Source organism: Bradyrhizobium sp. 186, assembly GCF_023101685.1.
Taxonomy (GTDB): domain Bacteria; phylum Pseudomonadota; class Alphaproteobacteria; order Rhizobiales; family Xanthobacteraceae; genus Bradyrhizobium.
On record NZ_CP082164.1, the window covers coordinates 476,332 to 491,601 of the forward strand.

The following is a 15,270-nucleotide window of genomic DNA, read 5'->3' on the forward strand; positions in this document are numbered from 1 at the left end:
TGGCACACTGATGCCGTAGGGGGCCGTCCACCCCATCAACCACAGGATCGAGTTAGGCGAAGATTCGTGATTACCGGCCTCGCGCTACAATCTCTCCCTGGGGTATGGATCCCGGCCTTCGCCGGGACGACGATGTTGTTGAACTCAGGCCGTCGCAGCTTCCGCCATATATGCGCGCCAGCCGCCATAGGCGGTGATGTCGCGGGCTTCGCCCAGCACCTCCGGCTCGACGAGAAACCCCTTCACTGAACGGCCGTCGGCGAGGCGGATCGTGCCGATCGCCATCGGCGCAGGAATCGCGTTGACGAATTTGCCGAAGGCGGACGACGACAGCGACCAGATCTCGAGCTCGATCGACGCGCCATTGCCGGCTTCGACCCGCAGCATGCCGGGCTTCGGTGGCGTGGTCTGCAGCGCATAGAGCTTGTAGTCCGGCGCGGTCCTGGTCGTCTCGATCAGATGCCCGTTCAGCGTCTTCAATTCGCCGTTCAACGCCATGCCGGAAAGATGCGCGCCGACCACCGCGATCGGAATTTCGTCAGCAGTGCTTGCCTTTAACGGCGCGAGCGGTGCTTGCGCAGTCCCCTTCGCACCAACGGTCAGCTTGGTGTCTGCATGGAAGACGCGACCGATGCTGGCGAGCAGCGCATCACGTCCTGCCTGAGCGAGAAGTGTGATGCCGAACGGAATGCCGTCAGCGCGCATCGCTGCCGGCAGCGCCAGGCCGCAGAGGTCGAGCAAATTCACAAAATTGGTGTAGGTGCCGAGCCGGCTGTTGAGCTCGATCGGATTGGCGAGCACCTGCGCGGTTGTATACGCCGTCGGCGCCGTCGGCAGCACCAGCGCGTCGATGTTGGCAAAGGTCCGCTCGGCGATCTTGCGCAGGCCCTGCAGACGATAGAGCGCGGAGAAGGTCTCAGCCGCCGTGAGCCGCGCGCCGGCTGCGGTGATCTCGCGCGTCACCGGATGGATCGAGTCCGGGGCAGAGGCGAGCAAATTGCGGATCACGAGATAGCGCTCGGCGACCCATGGTCCCTCGTAGAGCAGGCGGGCGGTCTCGTAGAACGGCTCGAGGTCGAACTCGACCAGCGTCGCGCCGAGCGCCGTCCAGCGCTTCAGCGCCTCGCCATAGGCTGCTTCCGTTTTCTTGTCGCCGAAGAAGATCAATTGCCCGTTGCGCGGCACGCCGAGGCGCAGATTCGCCGGGAACGGCGTGATCGCGCCCAGCGCCCGGTCGCGCGAGAACGGGTCGGCCTGATCGGGCCCCGCCATCACAGACAGCGCCGTGGCGGCATCGTCCACGGTCAAAGCGAATACCGAGATGCAGTCGAGCGTGCGGCAGGCCGGCACGAGGCCAGCGGTCGAGATCATGCCGAGGCTCGGCTTCAAGCCGACGATGTTGTTGAGCATCGCCGGCACGCGTCCGCTGCCGGCGGTGTCGGTGCCGAGCGACAGCGGCACGAGCCCGGCACCAACGGCGGTCGCCGATCCCGAACTCGATCCGCCGGGAATGAGATCGTCGCGGACCGAATTGCGGGGGATGCCATAGGGCGAGCGCACGCCGACGAGGCCGGTTGCGAACTGGTCGAGATTGGTCTTGCCGATGATGATGGCGCCGGCGGCGCGCAGGCGCTCTACCGCGGTGGAATCATGCGTTGGCGTGTAGGCGAAGGCCGGGCAGGCGGCGGTGGTCGGAAAGCCGAGCGCGTCGATATTGTCCTTCACCGCCACCGGCACGCCGAACAGCGGCAGGCTGGCGGCGTCCTTTCGCGCGGCGAGCCTCTCGGCCTCCGCGATCGCATCCGTCTCGTCGCGCAGGCTGATGAAGACGGCGGGATCGTTGTGGTCTCGGATGCGCTGATAGCTGCGCGCGATCGTCTGCGCTGGCGTGACCGTGCCCGCGCGATGCGCGGCCACAATCGCGGCGATCGTTTCAGGCTGCTCAGCCCTCATGGCGACAAAACTCCGGCAACTTGTCTTCACCCGGATTGAAGCAAGCGATGTGCCATTGTGTACAGAATCCGGGCAGGGCCGACGTTCCGGATATTATCGAAGGATCAGTGAGTTGGGGGGTATTTCGATTGTCGAGCGGGCTGTCGCGCCAGCGTCCCATTATGGGCATTTGCCCAAATTCTGGGCAGTCGGGATCAGGTGAAGCAGGCCAGGATCTGGAGCAGCCGCTGCCGGTTCGCCTTGCCGATCTTCTCCTCCACATGCCGCTCGTGCGCTGCGGCGAGCCGCTTGAATCTTGCCAGCGCCGTATCGCCCTGTGCGGTGAGGTGCAGCGCATGGGAGCGACGATCCGCCTTTGACTTGATCCGCTTCACCAGCCTGCGCTGCTCGAGGCTGTCGAGCAGGTGCACCAGCCGGGCGCGCTCGATGCCGAGGCGTTTTGCCACCGCCATCTGCGAGAGGCCCGGGTTGGCTCCGATGACGGTCAGTACCGAATACTGCGTTGGCCGGATATCGACGTCGCCGAGCGTCTTGATGAAGTCCTGAAAAATCCAGATCTGGAAACGCCGCACCGCGTAGCCGGCGTGCCCGACCAGCGCGTCGAGCCCGATCTCGTCCGCGTCGTTGCGCCGCGCCAAGCCGTTGCCCGCACGTTTGCGTGGGGAAGGGCGGGTGTCGGTTCGGGCTACGCTTGCTGTCACGTCGTGTCTCCTGCCTTCCAGTTCTTGTAACGCCTTCGCCGAAGAAGAGGAAGATTGTTGTTGACGACAACAATTGCTCTGCCCAACATCATAAGCAAAGCAGCCCGGAACGAGGCTGCGGCCGATCCCGGGTCGCGGGCGAGGAGGAAACACATGACAGCCGCCCCACGCGGTGACGCTTCAAGCCTGTTTGCAATGCCGAAAACCGTCGCAGAGCATCGCGCCGACGCCAGCATCGTGCTGCGCTCGCCCGAGCCCTTGCGCGAGAGCGCGCGCTGCGTCGGCGACTGGCTGGAGCATTGGGCGCGGCAAACGCCCGACACGATCTTCCTCGCCGAGCGCGGCAATATTGAAGGTCCTTGGACCACCGTCACCTATGCGCAGGCGCTGCGGCAGGTGAGGGGAGCAGCATCCTGGATTTTGGCACAGGGCCTCAGCGCAGAACGCCCGCTCGTGATCCTCTCCGACAACAGCATCGACCACGCACTGCTCGCGCTCGCCGCGCAGCATGTCGGCGTGCCCTCGGCTGCGATCTCGCCGGCCTATTCGCTGATGTCCAGGGACTTCGACAAGCTGAGAAGCATGATTGCGCTGCTTGAGCCCGGCGCGATCTATGTCTCCGCGACAAAGCCGTTCGCTGCGGCGCTCGCCGCAATCAAGCCGCTGCACCAGGCGCAGATCATCAGTGGCAATGCTGATGATGCCGACACGCTCGCGTTCCGCACCATCGCGGCAACGCCCGAAACGCCTGGTGTCGCAAAAGCCTTTGCCGCAGTGACGCCGGACACAATCGCAAAATTCCTGTTCACCTCGGGCTCGACCGGCACGCCGAAAGCCGTCATCAACACCCAGCGCATGCTGACCTCCAGCCAACAAGCCAAGGCGCAGACCTGGACCTTTCTTGAGCAGGGGCGCGGCGGTCTCGTCATTCTCGACTGGCTGCCATGGAGCCACACGTTTGGCGCCAACCACAATTTCAACCTGGTGCTGCGCAATGGCGGCTCGCTTTACGTTGACGGCGGCAAGCCCGCGCCCGGGCTTTTTGCGACGTCACTCGCCAATTTGAAAAGCGTGATGCCGACGGTCTATTTCAACGTGCCGCGCGGCTTCGACATGCTGATCGCAGCGCTGCGCGGCGACGATGAGTTGCGCCGCCGCTTCTTCGGCGAGGTGAAGTTCGCCTTTTATGCCGGCGCCGCGTTGCCGCAGAATCTCTGGGATGCGCTCGAACAGCTCTCCGTCGAGACTGTCGGCCGGCCACTGCCGATGGTGTCGGCCTGGGGCTCGACCGAGACCTCGCCGCTCGCAACCGACTGCCATTTCCTCGCCGAACGCTCGGGCAACATCGGCGTGCCCATTCCCGGCACCGAATTGAAGCTCGTTGCCTCCGGCGACAAGCTCGAGGTGCGCGTGCGCGGCCCCAACGTCACGCCGGGCTACTGGAAGGCGCCGGAGCTGACGAAGCATGCTTTTGACGAGGAGGGCTTTTATCTCATCGGCGATGCCGTGACATTCGCCGATGCCGCGCGGCCGGAGCGCGGCCTGTTCTTCGATGGCCGTGTCGCGGAGGATTTCAAGCTCAATTCCGGCACCTGGGTCAGCGTCGGCACGCTGCGCGTTGCCGGCATCGCGGCGTTGGCGCCGCTCGCGCAGGATATCGTCGTGACCGGTCATGGCGGCGACGAGGTGAGATTTCTGGTCTTCCCGAACATCGCCGCCTGCCGCGCGCATGCTGGCCTGCCAGAGACGTCGGGCGCGAATGAGGTGCTGAGCCACGACAAGGTCAGAACCGCGATCGCGCAGGGTCTTGCAAAGCTGAAGCGGCAGAGCGCCAACTCCTCCGGCCACGCCACGCGCGCCATGCTGCTCGCAGAGCCGCCGTCCGTCGACGGCGGCGAGATCACCGACAAGGGTTACATCAACCAGCGCGCCGTGCTGACGCGCCGCGCGGATGCGGTGGCGCGGTTGAACGACGATGCGTCGGGTGAGTGGATCGGCTGCGCAGTTTGAATGCGCTACCCTCGCGCCACATCGTCATTCCTAGCGCAGCGAAGCAATCCAGAATCCCGCCGCGGAAAGGCTCTGGATACTTCGCTGCGCTCGCAACGACAGCGATTGGGCGCGCTCTCGACTTCAATGAGCATCGTGTTCGTGGACGCAGCCCCTCACCCCACCCTCTCCCCGTGAAGGGCGGGGAGAGGGTGCGAAGCAGCTTGCCCAATAGGCCAGCTGTTCTGCCGCAATATCCTGCTGGATTCTTTTGTTGCCTAAGCAACTAATTTATGCGAACCGTTCCAAACAGGGATGACGGCGGAGGAACCGCTGCGCTTGATTTGGGAGGAAACATGCTCGGCAGGAATAGTGCCGTGGGCAAACGCCGGCGTATACCTAAGAACGGCAGGGGATCGCGGCTGACGCGCGACGCGTCAGCTACCGTTGCCGCCGGTCACCGCGCCGAGATTTTCGTGCAGCCGGCGCAACAGATCGATCAGCACCTCCCGCTCGTCCTTGTTGAGGCACGACAACAGGCGTCGCTCGCGCTCGAACGCCGCGGCGATCACCTTGTCATGGGTGGCGCGGCCCTTGGCCGTCAGCGAGATCGAATGGGTGCGGCCGTCATTCGGGTCGGTGCGGATCGAAACCAGTCCGCGCTTCTCCAGACCGGCAAGCGTCCGGCTCACGGGACCCTTGTCAAAGCCGATGACCTGGCAGATGCGGGAGGCCGGAATGCTGGGCTCGATCGCCAGCAGCGACATGATCCGCCATTCCGTGACGTTGACGCCGAATTGCCGCTGATAGAACGCGGTCGCGCTGTTCGAGAGCTTGTTGGCGATGAAGGTGATGAACGCCGGAACGTAACGGTCGAGGTCCAGCGTCGGTCCCACCTCGGCGGACGCAGGTTTTTGGCGAGATCTGGTCGAAGGCGGCGGCATAACCTGATTTGGACTTTCGGCGTGTCCGCAGACCTAAGGGCATGCGCTTGCGTTTCACAAGATCAAAATGAGGGAGAACAACAATGAGTGCATCTGGCTCCCCTCTATCCACCGGCGGCACGGCCGTTCCGCATCTCGACGTCGATCCCTTCGCGATGAACTTTTTTGCCGACCCCTATCCCACGCATGAGAAGCTACGGGAGGCGGGACCGGTCGTCTATCTCGACAAATGGAACGTCTATGGCGTGGCGCGCTATGCCGAAGTCCATGCCGTGCTGAATGATCCTGCAACATTCTGCTCCAGCCGCGGCGTCGGTCTCAGCGATTTCAAGAAGGAGACGCCGTGGCGGCCGCCGAGCCTGATCCTCGAGGCCGATCCGCCCGCGCACACCCGCACCCGTGCCGTACTCTCCAAGGTGCTGTCGCCGACCGTGATGAAGCAGGCGCGCGACCGCTTTGCCGCGGCGGCGGAGGAACGGGTCGATGCCCTGCTGGAAAAGCGCAGCTTCGATGCAATCGCGGACCTCGCGGAGGCCTATCCGCTCTCGATCTTCCCGGATGCGCTCGGGCTCAAGCCGGAGGGTCGCGAGCATCTGATCCCCTACGCGAGCCTCGTCTTCAACGCGTTCGGACCACCGAACCAGTTGCGCCAGGAAGCGATCGCGCGATCGGCGCCGCACCAGGCCTATGTCACCGAGCAGTGCCAGCGCGACAATCTCGCACCCGGCGGCTTTGGCGCCTGCATTCACGCCCGCGTCGACGACGGCGAGATCACCGCGACCGAGGCGCCGCTGCTGGTGCGCTCGCTGCTGTCGGCCGGGCTGGACACGACCGTCAACGGCATCGGTGCTGCGCTCTATTGCCTCGCGCGCTTTCCCGACCAATGGCAGCGCTTGCGCGGCGACCTCTCGCTCGCGCGCAATGCCTTCGAGGAGGCCGTGCGCTTCGAAAGCCCGGTGCAGACCTTCTTCCGCACCACCACGCGCGACGTCGAGCTCTCCGGCGCGACGATCGGCGAGGGCGAGAAAGTGTTGATGTTTCTTGCCGCCGCCAACCGCGATCCGCGGCGCTGGGACAAGCCGGACAGCTACGACATCAGCCGCCGCACGTCCGGCCATGTCGGCTTCGGCTCCGGCATCCACATGTGCGTCGGCCAGCTCGTCGCCCGCCTCGAGGGCGAGGTGATGCTGACCGCGCTGGCCCGGCGCATCGCGACAATCGAGATCACCGGCGAACCAAAGCGGCGCTTCAACAATACGCTGCGCGGGCTCGACAGCCTGCCGGTCACCGTCACCCCGGCCTGACGAGGAGTTTTGATGCCCGCCATTACCTTCATCCATCCCGACGGCAAGTCCGACCGCGTCGAGACCAGCGACGGCGAGAGCGCCATGCAGGCCGCGACCCGCCACGGCCTCGACGGAATTTTGGCCGAATGCGGCGGCAATGCCATGTGCGCGACCTGTCACGTCTATGTCGACGAGGGCTGGCTCGCGCGGCTGCCGGCGATCGCCGACGACGAGGACGCGCTGCTCGATGGCACCGCCACCGAGCGGCTGCCCGCGAGTCGGCTGTCCTGCCAGATCATGATCACGTCCGAGCTCGACGGGCTCGTGCTGAGACTGCCGGAGCGGCAGGTCTGAGTTTTCAAACGTGCCGGAAACGACCGGCGCGACAACAAGTCAAATAGGGGAGGAAACCATGAAACATCTAAAGTGGACGCTCGCGCTGGCCGCGAGCCTCATGAGCGGCGCGGCGAACGCCGAGATGTCGGACAATGTCGTGCGCGTCGGCGTGCTCAACGACATTTCCGGCATCTTCCAGGACACCAACGGCATGGGCTCGGTCGAAGCCGCACGCATGGCGGCCGAGGACTTCAACGGCGGCGGCAAAGCTATCAAGGTCGAGATCGTCTATGCCGACCACCAGAACAAGGCCGACGTCGGCAATGCGATCGCGCGCAAATGGCTTGACGTCGAAGGCGTCGACGCCATCGTCGACGTACCGAATTCGGCGGTCGGCCTCTCCATCAACACGCTGCTGCGCGACAGCCGCATGACCTTCCTGGCGTCCTCGACGGCAAGCTCCGATCTCACCGGCAAGGCCTGCTCGCCCAACACCATCCAATGGGTCAACGACGCCTGGGCGACCGGCAACACCACGGCGGCCGCGATGCTGTCGCGCGGCGGCAAGGACTGGTATTTCCTCACGGTCGACTACGCGCTCGGCAAGGGCATCGAGGCGGAGGCGCAGAAATACATCGAGGGGCACGGCGGCAAGGTGTTGGGCTCCAGCAAGCACCCGCTCGGCACCTCCGATTTCGCCTCCTTCCTGTTGCAGGCCCAGGGTTCGAAGGCGCAGGTGATCGGGCTTGCCAACGCCGGCGGCGACACCATCAACGCGGTGAAGCAGGCGGCCGAATTCGGTATTCAGCAGGGCGGCCAGAAGCTCGTCGCCTTCCTGCTCTTCATCAACGACGTCCACGGCATGGGCATCAAGGTCGCGCAGGGCCTCCAGCTCATGGAAGCCTTCTACTGGGACATGAACGACGACACCCGTGCCTTCGCAAAACGCTTCGCCGCGCGGCCCGGCATGAACGGCAAGATGCCGAGCGGCAACCAGGCCGGCGTCTATGCCTCCACACTCGCCTATCTCAACGCGGTCGCGGCCATCGGCAGCGACAACGCAAAGGACGTCGTGCCCGAGATGAAGAAGTTCAAAGGCAAGGACAAGCTGTTCGGCGACACTGCCATCCGCCAGGACGGCCGCGTCGTGCATCCTATGTATCTGTTCGAGGTGAAGAAGCCGGAGGAGTCGAAGTACCCCTACGACTATTACAAGCTGGTCTCGACGATTTCGGCGGACCAGGCGTTTCGCCCGTTGGCGGAGGGTGGGTGCGAGCTGGTGAAGTAGGGAACGGCGTTGCGGCGAGCGCGGTTCTCTTCGCCTCTCCCCGCGTGCGGGGAGAGGCCGACGCGCGCAGCGCGACGGGTGAGGGGGAGCTTCCGCGAGTCCCACTCTCACTGTGATTGCGGAGGCAGCCCCTCACCCCAACCCTCTCCCCGTAAGAACGGGGAGAGGGAGAAAAACCCTCACCCCACCACCTTGCTGCTCCCCTGCGTGATCAGCCGCGCGGCGCGCTGGTCGCGGGCGTAGGTCCAGAGCCAGCTCAGTGCAACGCTGAGCCGGTGGCGGAGCCCAATCAGGAAATAGATGTGGGCGATGCCCCAGATCCACCACGCGATGGTGCCGCGCAGCTTGATGCGGCCGAAGTCGATCACGGCGAGCCGCTTGCCGATCTGCGCAAGGCTGCCGGCATGCTTGTAGCGGAACGGGCCTGTCGGCTCTCCGCGCAGGCGCGCCTTGATGGTCTCGGCGACATGACGCCCCTGCTGCTTGGCGGCCGGCGCGATGCCGGGCACCGGCTTGCCCTCCCAGGCGTCGATGGTCACGGTATCGCCGATCGCAAAGATTTCGGGATGGCCGGGGATCGTCAGGTCGGTCTCCACTTGCACGCGCCCGGCGCGGTCGGCCGGCGCGCCCAGCCATTCGGCGGCGGGCGATGCGCGCACGCCGGCGGCCCAGATCTTGGTTTTGGCGTCGAGCCGCGTGCCGCCGAAAACCACGCCGTCGCGGTCGATCTCCGTGACGGCCTGCCCCAGCACGACCTCGACGCCGATCTTCTCGAGAGAGGCCTGCGCATAGGCCGACAGGTCGTCGGCAAAGCCCGCGAGCACGCGCGGTCCCGCTTCGATCAGCACCACGCGCGCCTTGGTCGTGTCGATGTTGCGGAAATCTTCCGGCAGGGTCTGGTGCGCCATCTCCGCGATGGTTCCGGCAAGCTCGACGCCGGTGGGACCGGCGCCGACGATGACGAAGGTCAGCCGCGCCGCGCGCCGGGCCGGATCGGTCTCGCGCTCGGCGCGCTCGAATGCCACCAGGATGTGACGGCGCAGCGTGGTCGCGTCTTCCAGCGTCTTCAGGCCGGGGGCGAACTGCTCCCACTCGTCATGGCCGAAATAGGCATGGCGCGCGCCGGTCGCGAGCACCAGCGTGTCGTACGGCACCTCGCTGCCGTCATCGAGCAGCACCGCGCGCCTGCCGGCATCGACGCTGCTGACCGTCGCAAACAGCGTCGTCACCTCGCGCCGGTCGCGCATGAGATGGCGGACCGGCCAGGCAATCTCGCTGGTGGCGAGCGAAGCAGTGGCGACCTGGTAGAGCAGCGGCTGGAACAGATGATGGTTGCGCCGGTCGATCAGGGTGATCGCGACCGGGGCTCCGCTGAGCCGATGGGTCGCTTCCAGTCCGCCGAAGCCGGCGCCGATGATGACAACGCGGTGGGGTGTCGTGGTCATGATGCGCCTCGAATCTCGCTGCTCTGCTGCTTCATTTAAGTGCTGAAAGTGGCCCGCGGTCCAATAGTCATCATCAATTGGGGAATAGGCTGCGTGCATCGAGGTCCGCGAAAAAGCGCCGCAAGCCCCGCCGAAGTGAGTAGAACTATATTTCTTGCCATTCACGATTGGGGCGAATTATGGTGCAGGGCAGACGCCGAGGCCATTGGCGGCTCGACGGATTTTGCGCTCTAAAGAGACCACCCGGGGCGGCGATCACCCCGTTTCCGGGACAAAGAGAATTGAGGAGGGGAGTGGTTATGAGGACAGCATTCTGGCTGGCGGGCGCGGCTGCGCTCGCGCTGGCAAGCCCGGCGTTCGCCGGCGACACCATCAAGATCGGTTTCGTTTCGACCTTCAGCGGCCCGACCGCCGTGATCGGCAACGACATGCGCAACTCGTTCGAGCTGGCGCTGGATCATCTCGGGCGCAAGATGGACGGCAAGCCGGTCGAGGTGATCTACGAGGACGATGGGCAGAAGCCCGATGTCGGCAAGCAGAAAACCGAGAAGCTGGTGCAGTCCGACAGGGTCGATTTCATCGTCGGCTACATCTGGTCGAACGTGCTGCTGGCCTCGTTGAAGACGGCCGTGGACTCGCAGACCTTCCTGATCTCGGCCAATGCCGGCCCGTCGCAGATCGCCGGCGAGCTCTGCTCGCCTTACGTGTTCTCGACCTCCTGGCAGAACGACCAGACGCCGCAGGCCATGGGTCTGTACATGAACCAGAAGGGCATCAAGAACGTATTCCTGATCGGGCCGAACTATGCGGCGGGCAAGGACATGCTGGCCGGCGTGAAGAGCACGTTCAAGGGCCAGGTGATCGGCGAGGAGTATACGGTGTGGCCGAGCCAGCTCGACTTCTCCGCCGAGCTCTCCAAGGCGCGTAACTCCAAGGCGGACGCCATCTTCGTGTTCTATCCGGGTGCGGCGGGCGTGCAGTTCCTCAACCAGTATACCCAGGCCGGCCTGAAGCAGCAGATCCCGCTCTACACCGCCTTCACCATCGACGAATTGTCGCTGCCGCTCCAGAAGGACAACGCGCTCGGCGTTCCCGGCGCGCAGCAATGGGTGAACGACCTGCCGAACGAGGAAAACAAGCGCTACGTCGCTGATTACCGCAAGAAGTATACCGGCCTGCGGCCGAGCTTCTACGGCGCGCAATCCTATGACGCGGCTCAGCTCATCAACAGCGCAGTGGTCGCGGTGAAGGGCGACACCAGCAAGAAAGACGCGATGAAAGCCGAGATGGAGAAGGCCAACTTCAAGTCGCTGCGCGGTCCCTTCAAGTTCGGCAACAACCACATCCCGGTGCAGAGCTTCTATCTCCAGGACGTGGTCAAGGACGCCGAAGGCCAGCTAGCACTGAAGACGGTCGCCACCATCGTCGAGAACAACCAGGATCGCTTTCACGACAAGTGCGCGATGAAGTGAGCTGAAGACACGAAGCATGCTGCCCCTTCTCCCCTTGTGGGAGAAGGGTGGCGCGAAGCGCCGGATGAGGGGTTGCTTCGGCGAGCTCAAGTGTGAGAGTTTTGCGCGCGGAGAGAGACCCCTCACCCGTCTCGCCGCTGTGCGACGAGCCACCCTCTCCCACAAGGGGGCCCACAAGGGGAGAGGGTAAAAGGCCTACACCCGCGGCATGCTCGCGGGGCGCACCTCGCGGGCTTGGGCGGCAAGCCTGATCCCGGCGTTGGCTGCACCAAACCCCTGATAGTTCCTTCGCTCGACGATCTCGAAGAAGAAGCGCTCGTCAAAAATGTGAGTGTAGACCTGGAAGAACTCGCCGTCGCCTTCGCGGTCGTAGAGGATGTGATTGGCGCGGAGTTGCCCCATGAGTTCGGGCGCAAGGTCGTACTTGGCTTCGATGTCGTCGTAATAGTTCTCGGGAATATCCAGGAAGTCCGCGCCGCGCTCGCGCATCGCAGCCACTGTCGCAAAGACGTCCCGGCACGAGAACGCGGCGTGCTGGACGCCCGAGCCAAAAAACTCCGAGATGAAGCGCGCCGGCAGCGTGCGGTTGGCGGAGGAGCCGTTGAGCACGAAGCGCAGGCTCTGGTCGCCGTTAATGACGGCCTGGCTCTGCACGAGGCCCCTGGGATCGGCGATCTCCATCTGAGGCAGGCGCGTCAGGTCGAGGATGCCGGTGTAGAACAGCAGCCAGGACAGCATCTCGTCGTAAGGCATCGACTGCGCGATGTGATCGACGGCGAGCAGGGCGTCTGCGCCAGCGTCGCTCGCGATCGGCTCGAAATCCGTGTCCCAATTCTTGCCAGCCTGGTCGAGGAAATACAGCAAGCTGCCGCCGACGCCGTGGATGGCGGGGATTTCCAATTCACCCGGCCCGACCGGCTGGTAAAAGGTGCGCGCCTTCAGCGACTCCGCACGCGCCATGGCGCGGGAGGCATCGTCGACGTCGAGCGCGATGGCGCAGACGCCGGGGCCGTGCGTGACGTAATGCGAATGCGCAAAGCCGTCGGTCTCGCAATTGATGACGAGCTCGACCTTGCCCTGCGACCAGCGCTCCACCGCCTTGCTGCGGTGCTTGCCGGTGTTGCGGAAACCGAGCTGTGAGAACAGGCGGGCGAGCTCACCGGCCTTGGTCTCGTTCACCGCGAATTCGATGAAGCCGGTGCCGCGGCTCACCGCCCGCGGCGCGAGCGGCTTGCTCGACAATTTCGGCCACGTCTTCGCAAGCTGGTCCTCCAGCAGGATCAGCGAGCGCAGGCCGTCGACCGCGGTTTGCGCGGCCGAGCCGGCGCGGAACTGGTCGTTGAAGATTTCCAACGACAGCGGCCCGGCATAACCGGTCGCCGCGACCGCCTCCATGAACTCGCCGACCGGCAAATCGCCCTGGCCGGGGAAGGAGCGGAAGTGCCGGCTCCACGACAGGATGTCGAGCTCGAGTTTCGGCGCATCCGCAAGCTGCACCAGAAAGATCTTGTCGCCGGGGATCGAGGCCATCGCGCGGGTGGGAAAGCCAGGGGCCAGCGCATGAAAACTGTCGAGGATGACGCCGATCGCGGGATGATCGGCGCGCCGGACGATCTCCCAGGCGTCGCGGTAATCGTTGACGTGCCGGCCCCAGGCCAGCGCCTCGTAGCCGACGCGCAAGGAGCGCTTGGCCGCGCGCTCGCCGAGCTGGCGAAAATCGTCGGCGGCGCGATCGATGCCGCCGAGCGAGGCCGGCGACACGTTGGAGCAGATCAGCAGCAGATCGGTCCCAAGCTCCTGCATCAGGTCGAACTTGCGCTCGGCGCGGGCAAAATTGCGCGCTCGCTGCGGCTCCGGCATGCCCTCGAAATCGCGGAACGGCTGGAACGCGCAGATCGCGAGATTGAGATCCTTGCACATCTGTGCCACCTCGCGCGGGCTCGCACCGAACGACAGCAGGTCGTTCTCGAAGATCTCGACGGCGTCAAAGCCGGCGGCCGCGATGGCGCGGAGCTTTTCGTCGAGAGCTCCTGAAAGCGAGACGGTTGCGATCGAGCGCTTGTTCATGCTGCCTGCTCCATGATCCGCCCCGGTGACACCTTTTGACCCGTGCGCGCGGCTTCGCTGACGGCTTCGACGACGGCGAGCGTTCCCATCGCATCTTCAACTGAGATCAGAGGCTGCTCGCGGCCCGCAATCACGGCACAGAAATGCCGGAGCTGCTCGGCCAACGGATCGAATGACCGGGGAGCAATGGTCTCGCGCGACAGCGGCGCGTGCCAGCCGGGATTGTCGGAATAAGACCACAGCTCCATGGTCGGCACGGAGAGCGAGCCCTCGGTGCCGGAGAGGACGTAGCAGGGCTGCTCCTGTTGGGGATAGACGGGGTTCTCGCCCGACGTCAGCTCCCAGCTCCACGGCGCCGGGGTCGCGTCCGATACCGTCACTGTCCCCAGCGCGCCATTGGCAAAGCGCAACAGCAGTGCCGCGGTGTCTTCGACGGCAAAGCCGCGGACCATGTTCGAGGTCAGCGCCTGCACTTCGACGATCTCGCCGCAGACGAAGCGGAGATTGTCGATGTCATGGATGAGATTGATGAGTAGCGGCCCGCCGCCCTGCTCACGCCGCCAGGCGACCTCGAAATAGTCGTCGGGTTTCCTGAGCAGCCACAGTCCGACGATTGCGGTGAGCCGGCCGAGCCTGCCGTTCGCGACCGTCTCGCGCGCGGCCTTGATGATCGGGTTGTGCCGGCGGTGATGGCCGACAAGCATCGGAACGCCGCTCCGCTTGATCGTCGTGCACAGTCGTTGCGCGGCCGCGACCGTATCGGTCACCGGCTTCTCGATCAGCGCCGGCACGCCGGCCTCCGCGCAGTCGAGCGCCATCTGGAGATGCAGTGCGTTCGGCGAGGCGATGATCAGCCCGTCCGGCTTCTCCTCCGCCAGCAGCGCACGATGGTCCGCAAGCCAAGGCGTGTTGCGCGCCTGGGCATGGTCCTTCGTGGCCGGTGAGGGATCGGCAATACCGGCGAGCACACAATCCTGAGAGGCGTCGATCAGCGCGATATGGCGGCGGCCGATCAGGCCGGCGCCAGCAACGCCGATGCGCAACCGCGTGCTCATGCCGCGCTCTCCTCCATGGCTCCGCCGAGGAACAGTTGACCGATGCGCGGATCGTTCAGGATACGTTCGGCCTTGTCGATCATGCGGGTCTGGCCAAGCTCGAGCACGATGCCGAAATCGGAGATTTCCAGCGCCGAGCGGGCGTTCTGCTCGATCATCAGGACGGTGACGCCGCGGTCGCGCAGGGATTTGAGGATGTCAAAAGTCTGCTGCACCATCAGCGGCGACAGGCCGATCGAGGGCTCGTCGATCAGCATCAGTTTCGGTTCGAGCAGCAGCGAGCGCGCGATCTCTAGCTGCTTCTGCTCACCGCCTGAGAGCGTCGAGGCCTGCTGCGCCGACTTGCGCCGCAGCGCCGGGAACAGGTCGAGCGCGGCCTCGATCCGCGTAGGCAGGTCGATATCCTTCCTGGCAGAGACGCCGCCGAGCTCGATATTGTGGCGCACCGAGAGCTCCGGAAAAATGTTGCGGCCCTGCGGCACGTAGCAGATCCCGACGTTGAGCAGCGCGCGCTGGCTCAGGTTGGTGACATCGCGGTCCGCAAAACTGATCTTGCCCTCGCGCAGCTTCAAGAGGCCGAAAATCGCCTTGAACACGGTCGACTTGCCGGCGCCGTTCGGGCCGATGATGGTGGTGATGGTCGCCTGCGGCACGGCAAAAGTCGTGCCGTTCAAGATCGTCATCTTGCCGTAGCCGCCGACGAGATTTTGAACCGAGAGAATCGTGTCGCTCAT

At 64.8% G+C, this 15,270-nt stretch carries 12 protein-coding genes; 5 read left to right on the forward strand and 7 right to left on the reverse strand.

From position 1 onward, the window contains the following. Positions 1 to 144: 144 nt before the first annotated feature. Entirely contained in the window at positions 145 to 1,953 is a 1,809-nt protein-coding gene (atzF, locus tag IVB18_RS02135; RefSeq protein ID WP_247987697.1) for an allophanate hydrolase, read from the reverse strand. 194 nt (positions 1,954 to 2,147) lie between these two features. Beyond that, a complete protein-coding gene (locus IVB18_RS02140) occupies positions 2,148 to 2,654 on the reverse strand; it encodes a MarR family transcriptional regulator (protein WP_247987698.1) in 507 nt (168 codons plus the stop codon). Positions 2,655 to 2,807: 153 nt separating this feature from the next. Here IVB18_RS02140 and IVB18_RS02145 point away from each other — a divergent pair, with 153 nt between their 5' ends. Beyond that, on the forward strand, positions 2,808 to 4,664 hold the full coding sequence (locus IVB18_RS02145) for a feruloyl-CoA synthase (protein ID WP_247987699.1): 1,857 nt from the start codon (positions 2,808 to 2,810) through the stop codon (positions 4,662 to 4,664). Between the two features lie 416 nt (positions 4,665 to 5,080). Here the strand turns inward: IVB18_RS02145 and IVB18_RS02150 are convergent, their stop codons facing one another. Continuing rightward, on the reverse strand, positions 5,081 to 5,587 hold the full coding sequence (locus IVB18_RS02150) for a MarR family transcriptional regulator (RefSeq protein ID WP_247987700.1): 507 nt from the start codon (positions 5,585 to 5,587) through the stop codon (positions 5,081 to 5,083). 83 nt (positions 5,588 to 5,670) lie between these two features. Between IVB18_RS02150 and IVB18_RS02155 the strand changes: the two genes are divergently transcribed. Genes IVB18_RS02155 through IVB18_RS02165 form a run of 3 tightly spaced genes read left to right on the forward strand, consistent with a single transcriptional unit; the run spans position 5,671 to position 8,497 of the window. Further along, positions 5,671 to 6,891, forward strand: a complete 1,221-nt coding sequence (locus tag IVB18_RS02155) for a cytochrome P450 (RefSeq protein ID WP_247987701.1) — start codon at positions 5,671 to 5,673, stop codon at positions 6,889 to 6,891. Between the two features lie 12 nt (positions 6,892 to 6,903). After that, the gene (locus tag IVB18_RS02160) at positions 6,904 to 7,227 is read left to right on the forward strand and encodes a 2Fe-2S iron-sulfur cluster-binding protein (protein ID WP_247987702.1); all 324 of its coding nucleotides are present in this window, start codon (positions 6,904 to 6,906) and stop codon (positions 7,225 to 7,227) included. 58 nt (positions 7,228 to 7,285) lie between these two features. Then, complete coding sequence (locus IVB18_RS02165; RefSeq protein ID WP_247987703.1) at positions 7,286 to 8,497, forward strand: ABC transporter substrate-binding protein; 1,212 nt, start codon at positions 7,286 to 7,288, stop codon at positions 8,495 to 8,497. 179 nt (positions 8,498 to 8,676) lie between these two features. On the opposite strand, the gene IVB18_RS02170 is transcribed toward IVB18_RS02165, so the two are convergent. Further along, entirely contained in the window at positions 8,677 to 9,942 is a 1,266-nt protein-coding gene (locus IVB18_RS02170; RefSeq protein ID WP_247987704.1) for an NAD(P)/FAD-dependent oxidoreductase, read from the reverse strand. A gap of 299 nt (positions 9,943 to 10,241) precedes the next feature. Here IVB18_RS02170 and IVB18_RS02175 point away from each other — a divergent pair, with 299 nt between their 5' ends. Then, positions 10,242 to 11,414 carry an ABC transporter substrate-binding protein gene (locus tag IVB18_RS02175; RefSeq protein WP_247987705.1) on the forward strand — a complete coding sequence of 391 codons (1,173 nt, stop codon included), beginning with the start codon at positions 10,242 to 10,244 and terminating at the stop codon, positions 11,412 to 11,414. Positions 11,415 to 11,609: 195 nt separating this feature from the next. Here IVB18_RS02175 and IVB18_RS02180 read toward each other — a convergent pair whose 3' ends face one another. Genes IVB18_RS02180 through IVB18_RS02190 form a run of 3 tightly spaced genes read right to left on the reverse strand, consistent with a single transcriptional unit; the run spans position 11,610 to position 15,270 of the window. Next, the gene (locus IVB18_RS02180; protein WP_247987706.1) at positions 11,610 to 13,481 is read right to left on the reverse strand and encodes a sugar phosphate isomerase/epimerase and 4-hydroxyphenylpyruvate domain-containing protein; all 1,872 of its coding nucleotides are present in this window, start codon (positions 13,479 to 13,481) and stop codon (positions 11,610 to 11,612) included. After that, entirely contained in the window at positions 13,478 to 14,536 is a 1,059-nt protein-coding gene (locus IVB18_RS02185; protein WP_247987707.1) for a Gfo/Idh/MocA family oxidoreductase, read from the reverse strand. Before IVB18_RS02185 ends, IVB18_RS02180 begins: the two co-directional genes overlap by 4 nt. After that, positions 14,533 to 15,270, reverse strand: coding sequence for an ABC transporter ATP-binding protein (locus IVB18_RS02190; RefSeq protein WP_247987708.1), 738 nt, complete (start codon positions 15,268 to 15,270; stop codon positions 14,533 to 14,535). The genes IVB18_RS02185 and IVB18_RS02190 overlap by 4 nt, the downstream gene beginning before the upstream one ends.